General features: G+C 41.6%; 22 protein-coding genes and 1 tRNA gene. 11 read left to right on the forward strand and 12 right to left on the reverse strand.

The window, feature by feature from the left end:
• Window positions 1–74 precede the first annotated feature (74 nt).
• The 3 genes from IEX80_RS19880 to IEX80_RS19890 all read right to left on the reverse strand — a co-directional run bounded on the left by IEX80_RS19880 (window position 75) and on the right by IEX80_RS19890 (window position 3,282).
• Window positions 75–881, reverse strand: coding sequence for a polysaccharide deacetylase family protein (locus IEX80_RS19880; RefSeq protein ID WP_176628583.1), 807 nt, complete (start codon window positions 879–881; stop codon window positions 75–77).
• Entirely contained in the window at window positions 862–1,830 is a 969-nt protein-coding gene (locus IEX80_RS19885) for a glycosyltransferase family 2 protein (protein ID WP_188833900.1), read from the reverse strand. The genes IEX80_RS19880 and IEX80_RS19885 overlap by 20 nt, the downstream gene beginning before the upstream one ends.
• A gap of 270 nt (window positions 1,831–2,100) precedes the next feature.
• Window positions 2,101–3,282: a glycosyltransferase family 87 protein gene (locus IEX80_RS19890; RefSeq protein ID WP_188833901.1), complete on the reverse strand. Its 1,182-nt coding sequence runs from the start codon at window positions 3,280–3,282 to the stop codon at window positions 2,101–2,103.
• 108 nt (window positions 3,283–3,390) lie between these two features.
• Between IEX80_RS19890 and IEX80_RS19895 the strand changes: the two genes are divergently transcribed.
• Entirely contained in the window at window positions 3,391–4,320 is a 930-nt protein-coding gene (locus IEX80_RS19895; protein ID WP_176628581.1) for a Nif3-like dinuclear metal center hexameric protein, read from the forward strand.
• A 329-nt stretch (window positions 4,321–4,649) separates the two neighbouring features.
• Window positions 4,650–5,510: an N-acetylglucosamine kinase gene (locus tag IEX80_RS19900; protein ID WP_090527730.1), complete on the forward strand. Its 861-nt coding sequence runs from the start codon at window positions 4,650–4,652 to the stop codon at window positions 5,508–5,510.
• 341 nt (window positions 5,511–5,851) lie between these two features.
• Here IEX80_RS19900 and IEX80_RS19905 read toward each other — a convergent pair whose 3' ends face one another.
• Window positions 5,852–6,544, reverse strand: coding sequence for an NUDIX hydrolase (locus tag IEX80_RS19905; protein ID WP_371328320.1), 693 nt, complete (start codon window positions 6,542–6,544; stop codon window positions 5,852–5,854).
• Window positions 6,545–6,673: 129 nt separating this feature from the next.
• On the opposite strand from IEX80_RS19905, the gene pfkA reads away from it, so the two are divergent.
• From pfkA to gap, 3 genes are read left to right on the forward strand one after another with little or no spacing between them, the layout of a single operon-like run.
• Window positions 6,674–7,660 carry a 6-phosphofructokinase gene (gene pfkA / locus IEX80_RS19910; protein WP_090527738.1) on the forward strand — a complete coding sequence of 329 codons (987 nt, stop codon included), beginning with the start codon at window positions 6,674–6,676 and terminating at the stop codon, window positions 7,658–7,660.
• A gap of 7 nt (window positions 7,661–7,667) precedes the next feature.
• Window positions 7,668–8,516 (forward strand): hypothetical protein, encoded by an 849-nt coding sequence (locus IEX80_RS19915; protein ID WP_188833902.1) that lies wholly within the window; start codon window positions 7,668–7,670, stop codon window positions 8,514–8,516.
• A 6-nt stretch (window positions 8,517–8,522) separates the two neighbouring features.
• Window positions 8,523–9,518 (forward strand): type I glyceraldehyde-3-phosphate dehydrogenase, encoded by a 996-nt coding sequence (gene gap / locus IEX80_RS19920; RefSeq protein ID WP_090527744.1) that lies wholly within the window; start codon window positions 8,523–8,525, stop codon window positions 9,516–9,518.
• A gap of 337 nt (window positions 9,519–9,855) precedes the next feature.
• Here the strand turns inward: gap and IEX80_RS19925 are convergent, their stop codons facing one another.
• The 5 genes from IEX80_RS19925 to IEX80_RS19945 form a co-directional block, all read right to left on the reverse strand.
• Complete coding sequence (locus IEX80_RS19925) at window positions 9,856–11,112, reverse strand: type IX secretion system plug protein (RefSeq protein ID WP_188833903.1); 1,257 nt, start codon at window positions 11,110–11,112, stop codon at window positions 9,856–9,858.
• 5 nt (window positions 11,113–11,117) lie between these two features.
• Window positions 11,118–11,549 carry a hypothetical protein gene (locus IEX80_RS19930; RefSeq protein WP_188833904.1) on the reverse strand — a complete coding sequence of 144 codons (432 nt, stop codon included), beginning with the start codon at window positions 11,547–11,549 and terminating at the stop codon, window positions 11,118–11,120.
• Between the two features lie 175 nt (window positions 11,550–11,724).
• Entirely contained in the window at window positions 11,725–13,647 is a 1,923-nt protein-coding gene (gene abc-f, locus IEX80_RS19935) for a ribosomal protection-like ABC-F family protein (RefSeq protein ID WP_188833905.1), read from the reverse strand.
• 269 nt (window positions 13,648–13,916) lie between these two features.
• A complete protein-coding gene (locus IEX80_RS19940) occupies window positions 13,917–14,690 on the reverse strand; it encodes an SGNH/GDSL hydrolase family protein (RefSeq protein WP_188833906.1) in 774 nt (257 codons plus the stop codon).
• Window positions 14,691–14,813: 123 nt separating this feature from the next.
• A complete protein-coding gene (locus tag IEX80_RS19945; RefSeq protein WP_090527758.1) occupies window positions 14,814–15,173 on the reverse strand; it encodes a cupin domain-containing protein in 360 nt (119 codons plus the stop codon).
• 219 nt (window positions 15,174–15,392) lie between these two features.
• On the opposite strand from IEX80_RS19945, the gene IEX80_RS19950 reads away from it, so the two are divergent.
• A complete protein-coding gene (locus IEX80_RS19950; protein WP_090527761.1) occupies window positions 15,393–15,926 on the forward strand; it encodes a hypothetical protein in 534 nt (177 codons plus the stop codon).
• Between the two features lie 157 nt (window positions 15,927–16,083).
• On the opposite strand, the gene tamL is transcribed toward IEX80_RS19950, so the two are convergent.
• Window positions 16,084–18,444 (reverse strand): translocation and assembly module lipoprotein TamL, encoded by a 2,361-nt coding sequence (gene tamL / locus IEX80_RS19955; RefSeq protein ID WP_090527764.1) that lies wholly within the window; start codon window positions 18,442–18,444, stop codon window positions 16,084–16,086.
• On the opposite strand from tamL, the gene IEX80_RS19960 reads away from it, so the two are divergent.
• The 3 genes from IEX80_RS19960 to IEX80_RS19970 all read left to right on the forward strand — a co-directional run bounded on the left by IEX80_RS19960 (window position 18,435) and on the right by IEX80_RS19970 (window position 19,505).
• The gene (locus IEX80_RS19960) at window positions 18,435–19,184 is read left to right on the forward strand and encodes a TrmH family RNA methyltransferase (protein ID WP_176628576.1); all 750 of its coding nucleotides are present in this window, start codon (window positions 18,435–18,437) and stop codon (window positions 19,182–19,184) included. The two genes, tamL and IEX80_RS19960, sit on opposite strands and share 10 nt — an antisense overlap.
• Before the next feature lie 46 nt (window positions 19,185–19,230).
• Window positions 19,231–19,301, forward strand: a tRNA-Cys gene (locus IEX80_RS19965).
• A gap of 30 nt (window positions 19,302–19,331) precedes the next feature.
• Window positions 19,332–19,505 (forward strand): spore protein, encoded by a 174-nt coding sequence (locus IEX80_RS19970; protein WP_090527770.1) that lies wholly within the window; start codon window positions 19,332–19,334, stop codon window positions 19,503–19,505.
• A gap of 773 nt (window positions 19,506–20,278) precedes the next feature.
• Here the strand turns inward: IEX80_RS19970 and IEX80_RS19975 are convergent.
• Complete coding sequence (locus IEX80_RS19975; protein WP_188833907.1) at window positions 20,279–21,322, reverse strand: quinone-dependent dihydroorotate dehydrogenase; 1,044 nt, start codon at window positions 21,320–21,322, stop codon at window positions 20,279–20,281.
• 287 nt (window positions 21,323–21,609) lie between these two features.
• Here IEX80_RS19975 and IEX80_RS19980 point away from each other — a divergent pair, with 287 nt between their 5' ends.
• On the forward strand, window positions 21,610–22,212 hold the full coding sequence (locus IEX80_RS19980; protein WP_188833908.1) for a DUF998 domain-containing protein: 603 nt from the start codon (window positions 21,610–21,612) through the stop codon (window positions 22,210–22,212).
• Window positions 22,213–22,232: 20 nt separating this feature from the next.
• Window positions 22,233–22,595 (forward strand): hypothetical protein, encoded by a 363-nt coding sequence (locus tag IEX80_RS19985; RefSeq protein WP_188833909.1) that lies wholly within the window; start codon window positions 22,233–22,235, stop codon window positions 22,593–22,595.
• Window positions 22,596–22,747: 152 nt separating this feature from the next.
• Here IEX80_RS19985 and IEX80_RS19990 read toward each other — a convergent pair whose 3' ends face one another.
• On the reverse strand, window positions 22,748–23,170 hold the full coding sequence (locus IEX80_RS19990) for a hypothetical protein (protein WP_188833910.1): 423 nt from the start codon (window positions 23,168–23,170) through the stop codon (window positions 22,748–22,750).
• Window positions 23,171–23,251: the final 81 nt, after the last annotated feature.

Consider the following 23,251-nt stretch of genomic DNA (forward strand, 5'->3'; position numbering starts at 1 on the left):
GCAAATATGCAAAATTATGCTGAAAATAACAATCAATTTGGTAATTGATTTGCTATAAGCTGCTTAACAGCTCGTTAATGTAATACGGCCTCCTGTTTAATTTTGTTTTTAATTGTTTCACAAAATCCGTCCGTCCGTCCAAAGGTGTAACCCTTGTCCATTGCCCAATCGATAAAATCAGCTATCCTTCGTGCAAAAGCTTCGCCCGAGTTTCTGGAAACATAGCCCGGGAAACCGAACTTTTCTTTATCGTGCAGATTGGTAAATTCCCAGGGGTGAAAATAAAGGTTCAGGTAGCCATCCTTTTTAAGCGTTGCCGAGGCCATCCTTTTTAATAAAGAAAGCGGCAAATTATGAAAGCTTAGCCAGAAAAGCGGAAAACGTACGACCGGCGAAACCGAAGCCGGAATCTGCAGCACATCATGGTCATAAAACCAGGTACGTGGTTTATCAAAATTATTATACCGCCCGGGCAGCCAGGTTGGGTTTATAGACGAGTTATACTCATAGCCGGCTTTTGCTATTTCAGCCTCATCAACAGGCATCATCCGTGCCATGCGGAAGCCTGTTACTTCAGTTCCGGAAATATCCTCCAAGACCAGCTTCGACTGCCTTAAATGTTCGGCCTTAAAATCTGAATGATAATACCCGTGCGATGCTATCTCATGTCCTTCGGTCACCATCTGTTTGATGACATCCGGCCTATTGATGGCATAATTGGCAGTGCAAAAAAAAGTAACCTTTATATTTTTCTGCCCCAGTAATTTGAGTATAGCATTGGTACCCCTTGTTGAAATTTCAAGCTGCTCATCAAATGGTATTGATTTACCGTACTCAAACGGCATATCAAACTCTTCAACATCAAACCCTAATAAAATCATTATTTACAATAACAACGTTTGACGACCGGATGATATAATGCGGGCGATGTTTAGACTGCATAAATATTTTGCCAACATACACTCCAATAACACTCATTACAAGTAACTGAAGGCCGCCAAAAAAGGCTATGGTAGCAATAATTGATGCCCATCCCGAAACTGCGTAACCTAAAAAGTAGCTTACTAATACATAAGGGATATACAAAATAGCCAGTGATGAAACCAGTAACCCAATTAACGATACAATATAAAGCGGCCTTGCACTGAAGGCTACGATACTGCCTACAGCAAGTTTAACCAGCTTTGCAAACGAGTAGCTTGCCTCGCCGGTATGCCGTTTTGATGGCACATAAGGAATGCCAACCTGTTTATAACCCGCCCACTTAATTATCCCTCGGAAAAAGATCTCGTACTCATCAATGAGCTTAAGCTGCTTCACAACCTTTTCGTCAATCAGCCTGAAATCGGCGGTACCATTTTCCATCTTGATATCCGAAAGCATGTTAAGGCCTTTGTAAAACAATTTTGAGGTAACTTTCTGATAACCCTTGCCATGAGGGTTTTCGCCTTCGCGATAGGTGTAAACAATATCATAGCCATTTTCCCAAAGATTTAACATCTTCAGGATCAGCTGTGGCGGGTGCTGCAAATCAGCATCCATTGTTATCACGGCATCGCCCTGCGCCATTGCAATACCGGCCTTAAGAGCATAATCTTTACCAAAGTTGCGCGAAAGTTCTACATAAAATACATTGGAATGCAACTCGGCATTGATCTTTAACTCATTCAGGGTATTATCGCGGCTTCCGTCGTCAACAAAGATCAGCTCATAGGCATATCTCGTGGGCGAAAGTGTTTCACGAAGTTGCTCAATTAAATAACTAATGTTTTTTTCTTCGTTATGAGAGGGTATAACAATAGAGATCTTCTTATCGGCAAGGTAAGTCATAGTTATACTATGGATTTTTAATTGTAATAGGTGGTATAGTAATTAAAGCTTATATTTGAATACCTTTTAGGCACCGCTTTTTTACTTAAATAACCTTACGCTAATTTGTTACAAAATGTAACTGCCGTAATCAGATTTAAATAAAGGTGTCAAATTCCTCAAATGTAACTTTTATATTACAAACATAAAAATTATTTATTAATCTGCAAGTTTTCCGGGGTTTACATCAAAAATTAGCCCCTGCAGAATTGTTTTCATATCAGTAATCCTCTAAACTGCGGCCGTATTCAATACACTTTTCTTTTCGCCCGCAAAATCCCTGGTGAGCGTTTCGTAAATTATTTTAAGCCAGATCAAAAAGCAGGGTATCGATTTTAGTTTATAAGGAACAATATATTGGGTACGGATAAAGGAGGGAAAAAGATCTGAAGGCGAAAGACTTGTTATCAACAGCGCCAAAACCAACAGGAAAATCTCGAAGCCGGTTACTGGTCGGTTTAAATTCATAAACCAAACGGCTACCCCGACAAAAGCAATGATATAAGTTGATGATTCGGCCGAACTGCTGAATATCACCGCAAAGATCAGCACCGACGATAGGATGAGCCGCTGATATTCCAAAATTTTATAAGCGCCTATGCGCAGGTATGAAAGTGTGAACAGCACTAGCGCCGGTCCTATTACATACATATTTTTGAGGTCCTCATAATGAGATATCCTTCGGATAAAACCGGTAACGCAAATCTCCTGCATTAACGAATGTTGATTACCTGAATTTTTGATCATAAGGTCGGTATACCAGTCGTGATAAGTTTGGATGATAAACGAAGGTGACGAAATAGCCATCGGCAACACAAACAACACTACCGACCAAAATATAAAGCTGAGCACAAACCTTGGTTTGTTGGTTGAAAAGAAAAAGAAAGCCAGTCCAACTATACCGTACAGCTTGATGAACGCACCAAGGGCAATCATTAATGCAGCCCAAAAATCCTGTTCGCGTTTGATAAAATTAAACCCCAATATGATCAGCGCCGCTATCATGGGGTTGCTCTGCACATTGGCCGATGCCGTCATCAGCTCATGGGCGCACAACAAAAGCACAATAACATACTGATCTTTTTTTAGCGGCAATAATTGAATAGCCTTAAACAGGATAAACGCATTAAACATCACCCATAAAATAACCCCGATACTATCTGGCAGGATAGAAAATGGCGCCATGATTATTGAAAATACCGGTCCATAGTGGTTCAGGTCATAATAATGCTCGGGCTGGTAAGCGTACAGGTTATGCTGATGAATGGTATTTAAAAAGTTATATTTAAATATGGTGTAATTGTTAAAGCCCTGGTGGGCTAAAACACCTTTAATTACCAAAAATAAACTTAGGCCAAACCATAAAGAATATACAAAAGGTTTGTTGGTGATAAGCTTAGCAAGTTTTTGCACGGATTAGGGGTCTTTAAATTTATGCGAAGATATAAATATGTCACACAATTATTACAAATCCCTAAATTAACTTACCTGTGCTATCTTTGATCAAACCCAATCATTACCATGAAACCAAACCCCTCCCCCATCAACCATAACCCCGATCGCCGTAAATTTATTGGTCAGTTAGGTGCCTTAGCCGGTACTGCAGCATTGTTGTCGGCTCCATTTGCTGCCGATGCCATCATCTTTACTAACCCTGACGAACAAGTTACTGTAGGGCAAATCATCGATCTGTTTATGAAACAAGTGCCGGGCGCTCCCTTCCCTAATACGGTTGATACCCTAAAATCGGGCAACCGCGATATTGTTGTTACCGGCATAGTTACCACCATGTTTGCAACCATTGGCATTATTGAAAAAGCAATCAGCTTAGGGGCTAATTTTATCATAGCACACGAACCAACTTTTTATAACCATGCCGATGAAACCACCTGGCTGGCCAACGATGACGTATTTCAGTATAAAAAACAATTGCTCGACAAGTACAACATTGCGGTTTGGCGCAACCATGATACCATACATAGCCTTAAACCCGATGGCGTTGGCATTGGTTTGTTAAAGCAGCTTGATTGGATAAGCTATTACAAACCCGAAACAGGGAACCTGTTAAACATTCCGTCTACCTCCTTAAGTTCGCTTATCGAAACATTTAAAAAGAAGCTAAAAATTGAGAAGGTACGCTACATTGGCAATCCATCACAAAGCTGCCAAAAGGTGCTGCTGTTACCCGGGGCGGCCGGTGGTAAAAGACAGATCACCGAAATGAGCACCAAAAAACCAGATGTACTGATTTGCGGTGAAATTTCAGAATGGGAAACTGCCGAATATGTGAGGGATGCCCAAGCCAAAGGCGATAAACTTTCATTAATTGTATTAGGGCATATTGCCAGCGAAGAACCGGGTTCGGAGTTTATGATAGGATGGCTGAAGCAAAACGTACCCGGCATTAAAGCCACACACATTCACCCGGGTAATTCACTTGCGTTTATGTAACCCGTTTGTAATACAAAATACACGTTTTAGCATTAATTAAAGCCAATATTTTGCTTAATAATGTAACATTGCGTACAATTGTAAATTACTCTGTTTTTAAATTGTAGGGCGCACTGCTTATCTGTAAACTTTACATTTAAAAAAAGGTATAGTTGACCTGATTAATTATTGATAACAATGGTATAAAAGCACCATTTAAAGTTTAATTTATACAAAAAAGTAGCTATAATTTAAGTAAAAATCGCAATTTTCAATTTTTAAAATACTAAGTGTTTTTTTTACAATAAGTAAATCCTACTTTTAACCGATTTTTAAAAAAACAAAAATTTATGATCATAATTGCTGACGGTGGCTCAACCAAAACAAATTGGTGCCTGGTTACCGAAGAGGGAAAAAAAGTTTACTTCAATACCGAGGGTTATAACCCCTACTTTTCAAGTACAGAGTATATTATACAGTCACTGAACGAAAGCCTGCCAACCGATCTTGAAAAAAACCTGATCACAGAGGTAAATTACTATGGTGCCGGCTGTTCAACCCCCGAAATGCGCAAAATTGTTGAGGAAGCTATGAAAGTAGTTTTCGTTGGCGCAAAGGTTAATATTGGTCATGACCTGCTTGCTGCTGCCCGTGCCCTGCTTGGCAACAGCGAAGGTTTTGCCGCTATATTAGGTACCGGAACCAATACCTGCATTTATGATGGTAAAGAAGTTGTACACAATATTGATTCGGGCGCCTATATTCTTGGTGACGAAGGCAGCGGTTGCTACATCGGCAAAAAGCTGTTAACAGATTACCTGCGCGGTTATATGCCTGAGCCTGTACGTGCCCTTTTCTGGGAAACTTACAAACTTACTCCTGATGATATCAATGAGCAGGTTTATACCCAGCCGCGTGCTAACCGTTTTTGTGCAAGCTTCAGCAAATTTGTTTACGATAACAACGTACACATCGAATATTCACGCAACCTGGTACGTACCTCGTTCGAAGATTTCTTTCGCAACCTGGTAACCCACTACCCTGATTACCAAAAATACACTTTCAACTGCATCGGTTCGGTAGGTTATAACTTCCGTAACGTGCTGGAAGAAGTGGTTACTGAAAACGGTATGGTTGTTGGCAACATCATCCGCTCGCCTATAGATAACCTGGTGAAATACCATTTGGAATTAGCACCTTCTTCTTTATAGTTAGAAGCAAGACATCAAGAATCAAGACCTAAGACGTCAAGATTTTAAGCTAAAAAGGACTGGAACATTTTCCGGTCCTTTTGCTTTTTACGTGTTCTTCAACAAATGAATGGGATGATTCTGCCGTCTGTATACCTGTGTCACTACACTTTCTACAGATAGTGGATACCTGCCCCCTCCACCCGTCATTGCTTCGCGCCTCGCAATGACGGGGTGAAACGATCACTAAAAACAAAAGGGCTGGAAAATCTCCCAACCCTTCTGTCTTATAATTCTATTTCTTTCTTGGCTCTTGATTCTTGACTTCCTGACTCTGTCCTGACTTCCTGACTCTCTAAAAGCTATACCAAATTCATCTCTCCCTGAAAAATCTTGCCGTACTTACGTTTATCAAACTTGTACAGTTTAGCGGCGCGGTATGATACCCCCTTCTGCTTTTCATCAAGCTCCTTCAAAAAGCCATAGCTAAGCATCTTTTTGCGAAAATTGCGTTTATCAAGCTTCTTATCCAAAACAGCCTCATAAAGCGACTGCAATTGGGTAAGCGTAAATTTTTCGGGCAATAGCTCAAACGCTATCGGCTGGTAGTGTAGCCGGCGCTTTATCTTATTGAACCCTGTTTTAAAGATCTCACTATGGTCAAACGCCAGTTTAGGCAATTCGCTTACCGGATGCCAGAATGCTTTTTTGGCATATTGGGTAACCGGTCGTAATTCCTTTTGCCCGTTTATGCGGATCAATGCATAGTAAGCAACCGTAATTACACGGCCCTGGGGGTGGCGGTTCACTTCGCCAAAAGTATGAAACTGCTGCATGTGCAAATCACGTAAACCTGTAAGCTCATACAGGATCCGCTCAGCCGCATCATCAATACTCTCGTCTTGCTCAACAATATAGCCGGGCAGTGCAAGCCAGTCTTTATATGGCTCCTCGTTTCGCTCAATAAGCAAAATTTTAAGCTCGCCGGCTTCAAAGCCGAATATCACGCAGTCAATCGAGAATACGGAATCAAACTTGGGTAACATTAGTTCCAAACTATTAGTGAGATTTAGTTAATAAGTTTAAAGATATAGCCTTAATTCCTAATCCAAAAAAAAATAAATAAAATTTAATGGTGTAATTTACACACAGTATCTTCGTAGCGTAAAATTAAGGAGCGAAAGATGCGTAAAATTTCAAAAATAGGGGTTTTAACTTCAGGCGGTGACGCCCCCGGAATGAACCCTTGTATACGTGCCGTTGTGAGGACCGCACTGTATAACGGGCTGGAAGTTGTAGGTATAAGGCAGGGTTATAAAGGCCTTATCGAAAACGACATGTATGAAATGGATAAACGCTCGGTAAGTAACATCCTTAATTTGGGCGGCACCATTTTAAAAACCGCGCGTTGCCTGCCTTTCAAAACTGACGAGGGCATGGAGATAGCATACCAAAACGCCAAAGCCCGTGGTATCGATGCCCTTGTGGTTATTGGCGGTGATGGTACTTTTACCGGTGCCCTGCGTTTTTCACGTAAGTATCCCGACATTGCAGTAATGGGCGTACCGGGTACAATTGATAATGACCTTTGCGGTTCAACCTATACCCTTGGTTTTGATACCGCTACCAATACGGTTATCCAGGCTATCGACAAAATCCGCGATACTGCCGATGCGCATGACCGCCTTTTCTTTATAGAGGTTATGGGCCGCGACTCGGGCGCTATTGCCTTGCGTGCAGGTATATCATGCGGTGCCGAAGCTATTTTACTTCCTGAACGCGCTACTGCTATTGATGATTTGATCGTAAACCTTAAAGAGGGCCACATGAACAAAAAATCATCAAGCATTGTAATTGTTGCCGAAGGTGATAAAAACGGCGGTGTTTATGACGTGGCAAAGGCTGTACAACAAGAAGTTAAAAATTACGACATAAAAGTTACTATCTTAGGCCACTTGCAACGGGGCGGTGCGCCGTCAAGCTTTGACCGTATTTTGGGCAGCAGGCTTGGCTTTGCAGCAGTTAACGCTTTGGTTGCCGGCGAATCACAAAAAATGGTAGGTTTGCAGGCCAATCAGATCATGATGACAGACCTGGAAGCAGCACTTAACCAGCACGAGTTTAAGCTTGAAGAAGACCTTTTACAAATGATGGATATATTATCGATATAGATTATTAATGATTGCAGTTGTTTATAGCGGATCGTACTTTGCACATTGGAGGCTTACTGATAAGGGAAGAACTGTTGCTTCCTTTAAAACCAATGGCATAAATCCCTATTTTAACGACGAGAAGCACATCCTTCAACTGCTCAATAAAAACATCAATCTTATACACCACGCCGAAGTGATCAGACGCATCTACTTTTTTGGTGCGGGCGCCTCGTCAGATGAGCGGAAGAAGATAGTACATAGTGCTTTTTCAACCTTTTTCAAGTTTGGAAAAGTTTCTGTTGAGCATGATATTGCCGGGGCGGCTATAGCCTGCTGTAAAAACGAACCCGGCATTGTGAGCATTTGCGGCAGCGGCAGCAACGCCGCCTGGTATGATGGAAAAAGAGTTTGGCCAAACAATTATGGCTTGGGTTATATCCTGGCCGATGAAGGATCGGGCAACTGGTTAGGCAGGCAGCTCATCAAGGAATTCATGAACGATACCCTGCCTCTATCTATCCGTAAAAAGTTTATACACAAATACGATGCAGACCGTAAAAATCTGCTCGAAAAGGTTTATCGTCAAAAGCAACCTGCTTTATTTTTAAGTTCCTTCACCGATTTTTATCTCGATAATAAAAACGATCATCATCTGCAAAACGTCATAAAAAAAGGATTTAGCAAGCTAATTTCCACATATTTGTTACCTTTATATCAGCAACACCCGGGTACGTCTGTTCACTTTGCAGGCTCTGTTGCTTTTAATTTTCAGGAACACTTGTATGAAGCTGCCGCCGAAGCTGATCTGCAAATCACTAACATAATTAAAGAACCCATAAATAATTTATTAACCTACTATTCAAGTAAAAATTAAAAAATCATGAAAATAGGAATTAACGGTTTCGGCCGTATTGGCCGCCTGGCATTCAGGGCTGCAATTGAAAGACCAGACATTGAAGTTGTTGGTATTAATGACCTTGTTGAGCCGGATTACATGGCTTACATGTTAAAATACGATTCAACCCATGGTCAGTTCAATGGTACTATTGCTGTTGAAGGCGGTCATTTGGTTGTTAACGGTAAAACCATCCGCGTTACTGCCGAAAAAGACCCTGCTAACCTTAAATGGAATGAAGTAGGTGCTGAGGTTGTAATTGAATCAACCGGTTTGTTCTTAACTCAGGAAACTGCTCAAAAACACATCGACGCCGGTGCTAAAAAAGTAGTAATGAGCGCTCCTGCAAAAGATGATACCCCTACATTTGTAATGGGTGTTAACCACAAAGCGTTGAAAGCCGATCAAAACATCGTTTCAAACGCTTCATGTACTACCAACTGTTTAGCTCCTATCGCTAAAGTATTGGACGATAAATTTGGTATCGAAGAAGGTTTGATGACTACTGTACACGCTGTTACTGCAACTCAAAAAACAGTTGACGGCCCATCTGCAAAAGATTGGAGAGGTGGTCGTGGTGCTTACCAAAACATCATCCCTTCATCAACAGGTGCAGCTAAAGCAGTAGGTTTAGTTTTACCTCAGTTAAAAGGTAAATTAACAGGTATGTCATTCCGCGTACCGGTTGCCGACGTATCTGTAGTTGACTTAACTGTACGTTTGAAAAACGGTGCTTCATACGAAACCATCAAAGCTGCTATGAAAGAAGCTTCTGAAGGCGAATTAAAAGGTATCCTTGGTTACACTGAAGATGAAGTTGTATCTGAAGACTTTAAAGGCGATGTGCGTACTTCAATTTTCGACGCTAAAGCCGGTATCGGTCTGAATGATAACTTCGTAAAAGTTGTTTCATGGTACGATAACGAGTGGGGTTACTCAAACAAACTGATTGACCTTGTTCAGGAAATTGGCAAATTATAATCGCTGATTTTTTTAGATCATATAAAACGCCCTTCGGATAACCGGAGGGCGTTTTTTGTTAGAGAGGGCTTACTACGCCGCATGGATATTCAGAAAATTTATTAATTTGTAGCAGGCACCTACGCTTTAATATCTAACAATACATGAAAACTATTGATTGTGCAGATGTTTGAACTTTACTTTACAACCAATTGCCCCATTAACCCGCAGGTAGCAAAATCGTTTACAACTTGCAAGCCTCTGTAATTATTAACTATTAAAGTAGTCAGTAGTTCGTGGCAGTCCTGCTTTGCTGGTATTCAAAACCCTCTCAAAAGGGAGAGGATTTAGGAGAGATCTACCTCTTCGTCACCAACTCCCTATAACCCACCAGCTCATCCCAACGGGCCGCGGGAGGACGATAATAGGTAAGTACCTGGTATTCGTTTTCAGTTTCAAAGTGGCTGCCCTCAAAAGGGATATCATCAGCTTTGCCGGTTTTAGCATCTACCCAAACGTATTCATAATCATACACGCCTTGTTTTAGCAGCATGTTTACGGTGTATCTTCCGTTATCAAGCGGGTGTAGCTTGTTGCTATCATCAAGCCGGTAATTGTTAAACTGCCCTACCACATAAGGTGCTCCGTCTTTAGGGTTTTTATTGGTTGATAACGTGAAGTATACGTGAGCGTAATCGGCATCGGTGGCCGGCGTGGTACCATCATTATTCAGGATGTAAAACTTACCGTCGTTATCGTACTGAAAAATGTAGTTGGACTGGTCGCGCACGGGGTCGCCAAGCAGTACCACTACGTTAACGGAGTCTTTGTAAATTTTGGCTACCCTTTGCGAGTTAAGTTTGAGCGTACGCATATCAAATAGCCTGAACTCGTTACGGCCCGGAAAATCATTAATGCTTACATCATTATAAATTAACTGCGAACCACGAATATAAGTTGGCTGCCCGTTAAGCACCGCCGTTTCGGTACGGGCGTTTTGCATAATAAAAGTACGCAGGGCATAAGCTGGGTTCTGCACAACAAGGCCCGAATAATCAACCGTAAAATTGATTTTTTGATTAGTTTGCCGGGTAGCATTATTGGCCGAAGCTACCAGATCGGCAGCTATCGAAACACGTTTGCCCAGCACGTACAAGCGGCGGGTAAGCACCATTTTGTTTTGATCGCCATCTTCATAAACCTTCAGCACATAGTTGCCCGATATTTTGGGGGCGATGTTATTGTTGGGCAACGAAATTTCGTAATGGGTATATTTTTGCATGGTGCCGGTTGAGTAGCTGTAATTGTACAGCCGGTCGTCGGTAAAGCTTTGCAGGTACTCGGCAGATGAAAGGTTTGACGAGTTCCAATTAGCATCGCAATGCTCAATGGTATAATAGTAATTACGGCTGCCCCCGCGCAGGTCATCGAAAGTTAGCAGCACCTTTTCATCGGTCCCCAAATTAATAACCGGGAAAGAGCCCTGCTTGGCAGTGTTATAAAACTCAACGCTTTTTATAGCCGGAGAGTAAACGTTGTTGTTGTAGGGGGATTGTTGTGCAAAGCTTTGTTGAGCAAATAAGATAAGGAGCGCGATCCTCAAAAAAAATCTCATCAATTTCATTCCTCTTCAATATCTGTTTTATCCTGCAGCCAATTCTGCCTGACATCAAAACTAAACAATGCAATTGATAAAAATAAGAATGGGGCGCCTGTAGCAAATGTAAACTTAGCACCACCATCGTTGGACATATTATGTGTCTGGTAAAATAAACCTGTCCACATAAATATAACACCAATAAGCCGTGTAATTACATGCATTCTGTGTGTACCGAAAAACAACAAAAGTTGTCCGATAAAAAAGAACAACGCTGATGCCGCAAGGGTGTCTTCATTATTATTGGATAGTTGTAATGAAAACTTAAGCCCTTTTGCTATCGGGGCCATGATTTCAATCAACATCATTGGTACCGCGCCGTGACCTGCCCCAACTATAATAAGGCAACTGGATATTATTATAGCAATGACAAGGCTACGGTATTGATTGGTCATTTATTAATTTAGGTTTATAGTCGCTATTACAACGCAATAGCGACTTTCGTGTTCATCAGGGCCCTCTTCGAGAGACCCTGATGGGACGTTAATTGATGGGACGTTAATTCACAATAACAGTTTACTCCACACGCTCATCAAAGCCCTCTCCCTTTCGGGGAGGGTTGGGTGGGGTTTACGATTCCAACTCCAAAATCTGCTCGGCAAGTGCTTCCCATTTATCTTGAATTTGTTTCAGTTCGGCTTGCTTAGCAGCGTAGGCGGCGTTGGTTTGTTTCAGTTTGGCATTATCGCTATATATTTTTTCATCGGCCAGCTGAGTCTCAAACTGCTTTACCTCTTTTTCGAGGTCGGCAATTTGTTGTTCCATTTTAGCCAGTTCCTGATTTAGTTTTTTAAGCTGCTGATGCTTGTTTTCGCCTTGCGGCTGTTTAGCCGGCTCGGGCTTTTTCTCTTCCTTTTTAGGCTGAGGTGCCGGCGCGGCAGCTTTGGGCTCCAGTTTACGTTTGGCATACCATTCATCAAACTCGGCATAAGTACCCGGATAAATCTTGATCTTCTGATCTTCAATAAACCAAATCTTATTGGCTACATTATCAAGGAAATACCTGTCGTGCGATACCACAATGAAAGTACCCTCATACTGGTCAAGCGCCTGGATCAGGATATTAACCGACTGCATATCCAGGTGGTTGGTAGGCTCATCCAGTACCAGGAAGTTAGCATCGGCAGTAAGCGCTTTAGCCAGTGCTACGCGCGATTTTTCACCACCCGAGAGTACTTTGATCTTCTTAAACACATCGTCACCGGTGAACAGGAATGAACCTAAAATGGTACGCAACTCGGTATCAGTATGTTTGGGGGCAAATGATTGCAGCTCCTGTAATATCTGATTTTCGAGGTGTAAAGATTCCAGTTGGTGCTGGGCAAAAAAAGTAGTAGTTACGTTATGACCGGTAGTTACCGTACCTGTATAATCCTTATCGGCCGATGCGATGATACGCAACAGCGTTGATTTACCTTTACCGTTGGCACCGATGAGGGCAATTTTATCACCTTTTTCAATTACAGCTTCGGCATGGTCAAGAATATCGATAGCAGGGTATTTTTTGGTGATATCCTCTAAAGTGATCACGTGCCTGCCCGATTGCTTGCTGAAACGGAAAGCGAAGTTAACGGATGGATTATCGTCATCCACATCGTCAATACGCTCCATCCTATCCAGCATTTTGATGCGGGATTGCGCCATTTTAGCTTTAGAAGCCTTGGCACGGAAACGCTCGATCAAACGCTCTTCCTGTTTAATTTTTGATTGCTGGTTTTTAAACTCACCGCGCTGAATTTCTTCGCGCAGGGCTTTTTCTTCGAGATAGAAAGAGTAGTTGCCCGCGTAAACGGTAAGCTTGCCTTTGCGCGATTCAACCGTACGGTTAATTACCTTATCCAGAAACCACCTATCGTGCGATACGATGATGATAGCACCTGTAAAAGCCTTCAGGTAATCTTCCAGCCATTGGATAGATGGCAAGTCGAGGTGGTTGGTAGGCTCATCCAGCAGCAGGATATCAGGTGCCTGCAACAGGATCTTGGCCAGCATTACACGCATGCGCCATCCACCCGAAAAGGTGCTCAGCTTACGCTTGCAATCGTCATCGCTAAAACCCAAACCGGCTAAAATTTCGTGGGCTTTATATTCGATATTGTAACCGTCAAGCAGTTCAAACTCATGCTGCTTGTCGCTCAGTTTATTTAAAAGATCTTCGCTATAATCCGTTTCCAGCTTTTTAAGCAGGTTCTCTATCTCGTCGTGCAGTTGGTTCTGGCGCTCAAAGGCTTCCATAGCCACGTGTACGATGTTTTTATCAGATGAGTATGAAAGCAGATCCTGGTTAAGGTACCCCATGGTAAGGTCCTTAGCCATTGAAACAGTTCCGGAGGTAGGCTTATAGTCGCCTACAATAATTTTTAAAAGGGTGGTTTTACCAGTACCGTTGGCACCAATTAAACCAATTTTTTCACCGGGTTTAATATGCCAGTTGGCTTCATCATATAAGGCCCGCGCACCAATCTCGAACGTAAGGTTATTTATAGCAATCATTTACGCGCAAAGATACGCTTTTTGTTTTAAGGCGAAAGGTGAAAGGTTCTTTAGGAGGAGGTGAAAGCAGAAAGGTAAAAGGCGAAAGGCTTTTAAAATGCGATAAATAGAAAGGCCAAAGATACACCAAGAAGCATGCAAAACTGCAGCTACCTTTTACCTTTTATTTGCAAAGCCGCAGCTACCTTTTGCCTTTCACCTTTAGCCTTTTACCTTTTATTTGCAAAGCCGCAGCTACCTTTTGCCTTTCACCTTTAGCCTTTTACCTTCTAAAGAGCTCCCACCGCTTTTAACCATGTTTGTGCCATAAGGGCTTCGCCGGCTACACTGGGGTGTACGCCGTCAAGGTTCCAGTAGGTGGCCGGTGCTGTTTGTTCGGCTTGGTCAAATGCCGATTGGTAAGGCACAAATACCGCATCGAACTCTGCAGCAATGTCTTTAGCAGCTTTGCGGAATGAATCAAATGTGGGGTACCATTTATCATCAACGGCCTTCACGTTTTTTTCGGCGAAGGGCTCGCAGATCACCAGTTTAATATCGGGCAGGGCTTGTTTGGTACGGGTAAGCAACGCCCTGTAATCGGCGATATAAGTATCTATTGTACCTTTGTAACCACTGGTAAGGGTATGCCAAAAGTCATTCACGCCTATGTGAATACTTAATATGTTTGGTTTAAGGGCAAGACAATCGGTATCCCAGCGCTCGGCAAGCTGATATACTTTATTACCGCTGATACCTTTATTGTAGATTTTTAAACCTTTATCAGCGTGTTTAAGCAGCAATTGTGAAGCAGTTAACAAAGCATAGCCCGAGCCTAAAGCGCTGGTAGTATTGGGTTCGGTTTTGCTATGGTCACGCCCCCAGTCGGTAATGGAGTCGCCCTGAAAAAGCACTACATCGCCCTGGTTAAAGGTTAGCTTTTTTGCAGGTCTTTCGGCAGCTAAAGCCGATGAAACAATTGAGGGTATGCCCATAGCCGCAAGCGTGCCTACAGCGGTGGTTTTTAAAAAATGTCGACGGTAGTTTTGTTTGGTATCTTTCATTTGAGGATTATAAGGGTATTTGCCGAAAATACTGATTTGCTATAACTATTAAAATTTTGTCGGGTTTTGTGCCAGTATTTGTAAAAGGAATATTACGTGCCTCCACAATTGTAGCAACAGTTCTTATTTATCAGCCACAAAATTTATCGGTTTTTCCGGATCAAAGGTAACATATACCCGTTTCCAGGGCTCATCATCCATCAGTCGCCATTTGTGTGCTGTTCCGGTTATATCCTGGGCTATCAGGATCTCGCCGGGCCTAAGTATGAATTTTTCGCCGGGATAGGTTTCAAATTCAAGCGTACCGGTAAGGGTTATCACATACTGATTGGTTGGGGCATTATGGTAATCATAAAACGCATGCGGTTCCGATTCCTGGAACCTTATTGCCAGAGCTTCGTTAAGCGACCCTAATTCAACCATCCCTTTTTGTATATGCGAATGACCGTCATCACCGGTATATAACCTGTAGGCTTTTATCATGCAGGCTAAACTAATATTTAAGTGCTAATTCAGCTCAATTATTATGTAATTATTATAACGCAGTTGTACCACTTATGTAAAGTGTTCATTTTGATTAGTGTTAAAGATTACCTATTTCCAGTAAACCTTTAAGTATTTATTTCTTTAACCGATAGCTCATAAAAAACGCTATTTTTATTGCAGATAATTACAGCACCGATAAGAGCTTTCTATCAAACCATGAAAAAACTTTTACTTATTTTTTGCTTTATTACAGCAGCACACAGCTTTGCGTTTGCCGATAAAACTGCTATCAACCATTTTGTAATTAAAGAAAACCCCTTTGCGGTTGATGAGGTAGCCGTAGTTGCAACCGATACTGCAGGCGTGATACAGGAAAATGTAAACGGCATTTTCACCTTTGTAATGAACGGTTTTACCGAAGAACTTAAGTTTGACAAAGGCACGGCTTTTTACCGCCACAAGCTTGACCGTTCAACCTTCCTGTACGCCAAACATATGAACGATTCCGGCACACATGCCATACTATACTACATTTACAAGCATGATAGTAAACTAAGTCCATTCCATATCAGCTGGGTACTGTTGATAGCCATTCCCCTGTTACTGGTATTGCTGGCTTATATGTTTAAGCGGTTTATCATTATTGCCGTAGTAATCTTCTGTATCTTCCTGTATTTCAATTACCACAACGGCTTAAGCATTCCAACCTTTTTTGAAAGCATTATTGATGGGTTGAAGAATATGTTTTAGAAGGAAGGTCAAAGGCGAAAGGTCAAAGGCGAAAGGTCAAAGGTTTTTTATGGAGAGGTGAAAGTAAAACGAAAAGTAAAAGTTTTAAAAAAACAGATGCACACGTAAAGCTGCAGCTACCTTTTGCCTTTCACCTTTATCCTTTTACCTAAAAATCTTAAAAAGGTAATCCAATGCCAAAGTTCAACTGCATAAAGTTGTAATCTTCTCCGTTGGCTGCTTTGTAAGCTTGTTTGAATGAACCTTTGCTAAACAGTTCGCCGGCATGGTTAACAAGCACCCATTGGTTAGCTCCGCTAAATTGCGGGTCTTTAAGTTTAAAGGCGGCATCAAGCCGAAAAACGAAGAAGCTTAGGTCGAACCTCAACCCGGTACCAATACCTACAGCCGTTGAGCTTAAAAAGTTGTTCAGTTTAAACTGTCCGTTGGGGTTATCAGGCTCATCATGCAAGCGCCATACATTACCGGCATCAACAAAAACCGCACCTTTAAGTTTTGCACCAAAAAAGTTATTTGCCAACAGGTACCGGTACTCGGCATTGGTTATAAACTTGATCTCGCCAAACTGGTCAAGATATTTCAAACGTGCCCGGTTATTAACATCGGTACCGTAATACGCACCCCGGTTAAATTGCCCTGGTCCTAAGGTTCGCGGCAGCCAGGCCCTGATATCATTGGCTCCGCCTGCATAAAAATTCTTTTCAAAAATAAGCTGATTGCTATTACCGTAAGGGATACCTATACCCGGGTTTATACGGAAAACAAATTGTTTCTCGCCACCAAAGTTTCGATAGATGCGCGTATCAAGCTCAACTTTGGTATACTGCGCAAAAGTATATCCAAAAAGCTTGTGTTGCCCAAGAGTATCTTTAGGAGCATTGGTGAGATTGCTTACCAGGTTAAGAAAATTCCCGCCAATATCTAAACTGCCCCGGAAATAGGTGAAATTTTCATAACCATTAAGCTTTATGGCATTAACCTGGTAAGTGTATTGGCTACCGGATGTAAAAACCGTACGCCCGATTAAATAAACATAGGAGTACCTGTTTTGTGCAAGCAGCGCCGCCCTTGCAGCCGGATCAATTATGCCCCTCGAAAACTCAATGTTGATAGGCGTAATGGTATGTGTTTTATACGGCGTATCAAAAAAGTCGTACGTAATGGAATTGATAAAACTTTCGCGCTTAACCAGGTCCTTTTGGTAAAACAGCGAATAGTTTGATGAAAATGTGGTGTGTGGAACCGCAAATTTACCAAGAAACGGAAATTTGAACGGAAGCAATAGCCGCGGATAGACAAGCTGTGCTCCTACCCTAAACTCCTGGTTTTGGATACTACTGTGATCATTACCCACATTATTGCCATTATCAAAAAGGATACTCCAGTTAACTTTTAACTGCAATATAGCGGCCTGTTTAAATAAATTCCTGTCGGTAAAGGTGTTACCCACGTTATAACCAAAACGACCGCCGCTAAAAAGCACCTCACCCTCTACACGGTCGCTCATCCGTTTAAGCGGCACGATATCTATCCGGGTATTAAGCCTGTTAGAGCTATCCTTCAGTTTTTCGTAGACGGGGTTAGGCACATTTCTGAAAACATTTAACTCGGATAAGCGAGTGGTGGTGCGTGTTTGCTTATCAATATCATAGATCTCGCCTTTTTTCTGAAAAACGTAATCGGTTACCACCCTTGGTTTAAACCTTTTTGAATAGTCAACAAACCTGAATTGTGAATCAACCTGTATCGTATCAACTTTGCCCGGTGTACGCCCCTGGCTGTTTGATATCGTAATTAATGTATTGTTGATGGTATAAACCGGGTGCTGTGTTTTCCCCGCCGGGTTATCAATGATCATTTTTACATCAACCACACTGCTGTTAAAGGTGGAATCATAGGTAAAATTGATATATTGCCTGTAAAAATCGTAGTAACCGTTATGCTTCATGAGCAAATAGAGCTGGTCGCGGTCGTAAGCTAAACTATCGGTGTCAAACCTGCCGCCTGGCTGTATGTGCGAGATCCTGTTACGATTACCGTTATACAATGCTTTAATATTATTATCGGCAATACTATCGGTAAATTTGCGGATGCGGAACATAGGACCTTCATTAGCAGTAAAAATCAGCTCAGCTTTTTGCTTTTTTATCACCACACTGTCGGTGACCTTCGCTTTCAGGTAACCACGGCTCCGGATGTATTTTTCCATCTGTACACGCGAGTACTCGATCAGGTTACTATCAACAACAACGGGGGCCTCGCCTATATTTTTTTTACCTTTATTGCTAAAAGTATAGTACAACTGCAGGTTGAGCCAGTTATTGGGTTGTTGCTCCTTATCCACATAATTTATAGCGGTTTCCGCAAATTGCTCGTCAATACCTTTTATAGTAATTTTGCGCACCAGTGCCTGGTCTTTGCGGATGCCACGGGTAATGCTGCAGCCCGAACCGATAATAACCAGTAAAATACTTAATATTGTAAGGCGGTAAACAGCAGGCTTAGTATATGCTTTCAAAATCACAGATCAGTTTATTAAAATCCTTACAACATAAAAAATTCCGTAAAGAGCATGGTTTGTTTTTGGTTGAGGGTTACAAATCAGTTGTTGAGTTTGTAAACGCTGCATACCAGGTTGATGCTATATACCATACATCCGAAATTGCTCCAAAAATGATGAATTTATCCCGAAAAATAAATTTTCAGGAAATTTCATTGACCGATCTGGAAAAGATCAGCAGTTTGAAAACCCCACAGGATGTAATTGGTTTGATAAAAATACCAAAATGGCCCAGATTAAATTATAACTTACTGAAAAACAAGTTCTCGCTGGTGCTTGATGGGGTGCAGGACCCCGGCAATATGGGCACTATTATCCGCACGGCCGACTGGTTTGGCATTACCGATATTATTTGCTCAGATGATACCGTTGATGTTTATAACCCCAAAGTGGTGCAGGCTACCATGGGCTCATTAGCACGGGTAAATGTGCATTACGGCGACTTAATGACTATCATCCCCGAAATAAAGCTCCCATTATTTGGCGCCATGCTCGATGGCGAAAATATCTACAACACCAATTTCGGCCGTGAAGGTTTACTGGCTATGGGCAACGAGGGTAATGGCTTACGCCCTGAAATACAGCAGTTAATAAATAAAACAGTAACCATACCCCGGATAGGCTATGCCGAATCATTGAATGTAGCTATAGCTACGGCCATATTATGTTCAGAAATAAAAAGAAATTCGTTCAAATAAATTTGTCCGCTAAAAATAATTACTATCTTTGCAGTCCTTAAAAAAGGGTCGGATGGCCGAGTGGCTAGGCAGAGGTCTGCAAAACCTTTTACAGCGGTTCGAATCCGCTTCCGACCTCAGGGTTAAAAAAATTTAAAATAAAAGACAATGGGCGTTACTCGTTTAAAAAGAAAAGACAGGAGAAATAAAACTTTTTCACGCTTAGAAGTACAGTTCTTGAAACTGGCTACTAACCTAGAATACGGAAGCCGTTCTGCTGAGTCAAAACACAGCCAGATAGCTAAAAACAATGCAGCTTTAGATATCGCATTAGGCAAATAATTCTCTCCTTCTTCGGAAGAAAAGACTTTAAAGTCCTGCCGGTTTCCGGCGGGACTTTTTTTTGTGTTTGAACCATGATTATTAGGATTTGAAGATGACCTTGATAGCCTTTTGCACCTACAAAATCACCCAAATTGGGAACAACGTGGAAAAAATTCTTTAGAAATTGCTATGATAACTTTTATATGAAAATTGGGAGATTTTTATTGATACTTATTCCTTCAATATATTAACGGCCAACAAATAAAAATGAAAGAATCACAAAAGAAACAATCAAACTTAATCCTAAACTTCCAATGAAAATCAATGTCATCTTTGCATAAAAGATAAGATTTCTATCATCTTCAATAAATTTATTTAGGAAATATCGAACTGAAAACAAAGTGAATATTGCGGATGCAAATAAAGTTAGGATCAATAATATAGCCCCCCCGGCAGTAGAAAATGAACTCATTAGCTTGAATAAATGATTTCTTGAAATTAAAAATTTAACCTAAAAACATCATTTACTGAGTTGCATGAGTTTGAGAGTAGTTATACTGAACATAGGTTTGCAAATTTTGCAGCATTTTTTTACAAGTCGGGTAAAGCTTTTTGCGATAAGCAGCAAATCCCGTATTAAAGCTTTCGACTTTGTTAGTGTCTCGACCACCCCATCCTCATGGGATACTAAAAATATCTTTCAACAAACGCAAAGGCATTAAAGTTCCCGAGAAGATACAGAAACGAGGAACTTGGCGTCGAAATACATATTTCAGGATAATCCTCAAATCCTATAAATCACGGTTCAGGATCTTTTTATTGATCCTTCCAATCAATCCCGGCCCTTCATAAATAAAACCAGTATACAACTGCACCAATGATGCACCGGCATTCAACTTCTCAATGGCGTCTTCGGCGGAGTGAATTCCTCCTACTCCTATAATAGGGAACGAACCGTTAGACTTTTTATGCAGATAAGCAATCACTTCTGTTGAGCGTTTGGTAAGCGGTTTACCGCTCAACCCGCCGGTTTCTTCTTTTAACGGCGATGAAAGGTTTTCCCGGCTGATAGTAGTATTAGTGGCTATTACTCCAGCTATACCTGTTTGCTGTACGATGTCAACAATATCATCCAGTTGGGAATCAGTTAAATCAGGCGCTATTTTTAGCAGAATAGGTCTGCTGATACCATGTTTACTATTGCGTTGCTGTAATGTGTTCAGGATTTCCATCAGAGGCCCCTTTTCCTGCAGGGCGCGCAAGCCCGGGGTATTGGGTGAGCTTACGTTCACTACAAAATAATCAACTACATCAAACAGGCGGTCAAAGCATTTAATGTAGTCGTTAACAGCATCCTCATTAGGGGTAACCTTGTTTTTACCAATGTTGCCGCCAATGATCAGTTGTTTGTTGATATTTTTCTGATCGCGCCTGAAAGCTGCGATTCGTTCGGCAGCTATGTCTACACCAAAATTATTAAACCCCATGCGGTTAATGAGCGCGCTATCTTCCGGCAGGCGAAACATGCGTGGCTTTTCGTTACCAGGTTGCGGCAGCGGTGTAACAGTGCCAATCTCAACAAAACCAAAACCAAGGTTGGCCATTTCGCCCATCATTTCGGCGTTTTTATCAAAACCCGCGGCCAGGCCAACCGGGTTCCTGAACTTCAGACCAAAAACCTCGCGTTCAAGCTTCGGATCTTTTACATCCCACATCGCTTTACTTAACGATGCACCGCCCGGAAAACGATTAAAGCGCTTGAGGTTGCGGGTAACAAAGTAATGCACATTTTCCGGATCGCACTTAAACAGGATGGGTTTTATCAACTGATACATGCCGCGAAGTTAGCACATTTTTGTAATGGTGAATAAAAGTATGGTATAACCGGCATCTGTTTCATCTTTGTGATCCTATGCTGTATTGCCTCCCTGCCTGACAAGAGCGAAGTGCATCTAAATCAATTCAGGTTTCGTCAATCCATTTTTAAACTAACACATTTTGGCGAAGCCATTAAACAGTTTTGAAAAAATAAAATAAAAAACATAGTACTATGTATTGTATAGTACCATGTTTAATATTAACTTTGTTTTAATCGAACTAAAACAATCTGAATATTATTAAAATGGATACTAAACCGCTACTATATACAGGCATCATTATTCCCATTATATTTTGGCTTTCAACCATTATTTGTGGGTTTGTGCATGGTAATTACAATCATTTCAGCAACACTATCAGTGAGCTGGGCGCTATCGGCACAAAATCTGAAACGTTGATGGAAACATTTACGCTGCTTAATACAGTACTCAGTGTGTTTTTTATGGCGGGCCTGTTTATTGCGTGCAGCCAGTTGCAGCTTAATATCCTGCCCGTGTTTGGAGTGATAGGTTTCCCTATCATGTTTGGCTGGGCGACTATATTTCATGCAGGTAACCCACTGCATTCGGCATCCGGGCCGGTGTTTTTGACGCTTTATATCGGTGCGCTGCTATCTGCTATTTTATGGCGGGGAGAGGAGTTTAGGCAGATCAGGAAGCTTTCGCTATTAAGCCTGAGTATTATGCTGCTCATCTTTATCCGCTTCATTCCTTCAGCTATCATTCAAAACAATTATACCGGGCTTATTCAAAGATTGGCCCACCTGGGTTGGTCGGTTTGGTTTGTATCGCTCGGCTCCTGCTTTATAAAACTGCTCAACATCAAAGAGCAGCATCAATTAAAATAATCACATTAAAAAAAAACAACATGAAAAAATTATTAGGTTATGTATTGGTTGTCATAGGTTTGATAGCCTTGTTAGATGCCTGCCACATAGGTGGAAGGCATACAGTAATTTCTGAAAATGGCAATGGCAGAGAAAGACGGATTGAATACTGGGGGCACGTGTATTTTACCGCTGATAGCACGGGCATCAGCAGGATCTCGCCCAATGGGAAGGTAAAATACAAAAACAATGACTTTGAAATAAGTGCCGAAAGCGATTATAACGGGCGTATTACCTATCAGTTTAATGACGGCGAAAAGAAAAAGGAACTTGATAATAACGAGAAGATTTCATTAGCGAGTGCCGTACGGGATATGATGAAGATAGGGCATTACGCTAAATAACTATTTTATAGGGTAAGCGAGCTTACAGTTTAGTCACCCCGTCAGTATCCCTCTCTGCTTTGCAAAGAGGGTAAGAAAAAATACCCTCCTCTTTTTATGCGTATTTAGAGAGGAGGTAACGAGCACAGCGATGCCAGGGTAAGTAACGGCAATTATTTCATCCGCACATATACCTCATTATACCCGTCGGCTATATAAATTTCATTCAGGTAAAGCGTATCGTGCCTGATGAGGTATGAAACAGGGCGCGTATCAAGAGTAGGCCCGGAAATCAATAATATCTCTGCCTTTTCTGTTGGGCTATATTGATAGTTTGGAATAGTGCGAAAATTGCCGCTGATCTGCAGCAGGTCGTTTTGGAACCTTTTGAAACTGCTATCAGCATAAAATTCATTTCGAATATTGTAGCCGCTGCTTTGTGGCGTAACGGTAAAGCCGCCAATACCGCCAACTGATTTTACCCAGCGCCATTTTCCAACTATACTGCTGCTGCCCGGGCCGGGAAGGTTGCCTTTATTGCAGGCGGTTATACTACCTAATAAAATTACGGATGCTGCTAACAGGATAATTTTCATAATTGTGGGTTTATAAGATACCCTACGGTACAGCACATGGCTTTGCTACAATAAGTTGTAAAATAATTTAAAGGGAAATGC

The sequence above is a fragment of the Mucilaginibacter rubeus genome, from assembly GCF_014643835.1.
GTDB classification, from domain to species: domain Bacteria; phylum Bacteroidota; class Bacteroidia; order Sphingobacteriales; family Sphingobacteriaceae; genus Mucilaginibacter; species Mucilaginibacter rubeus.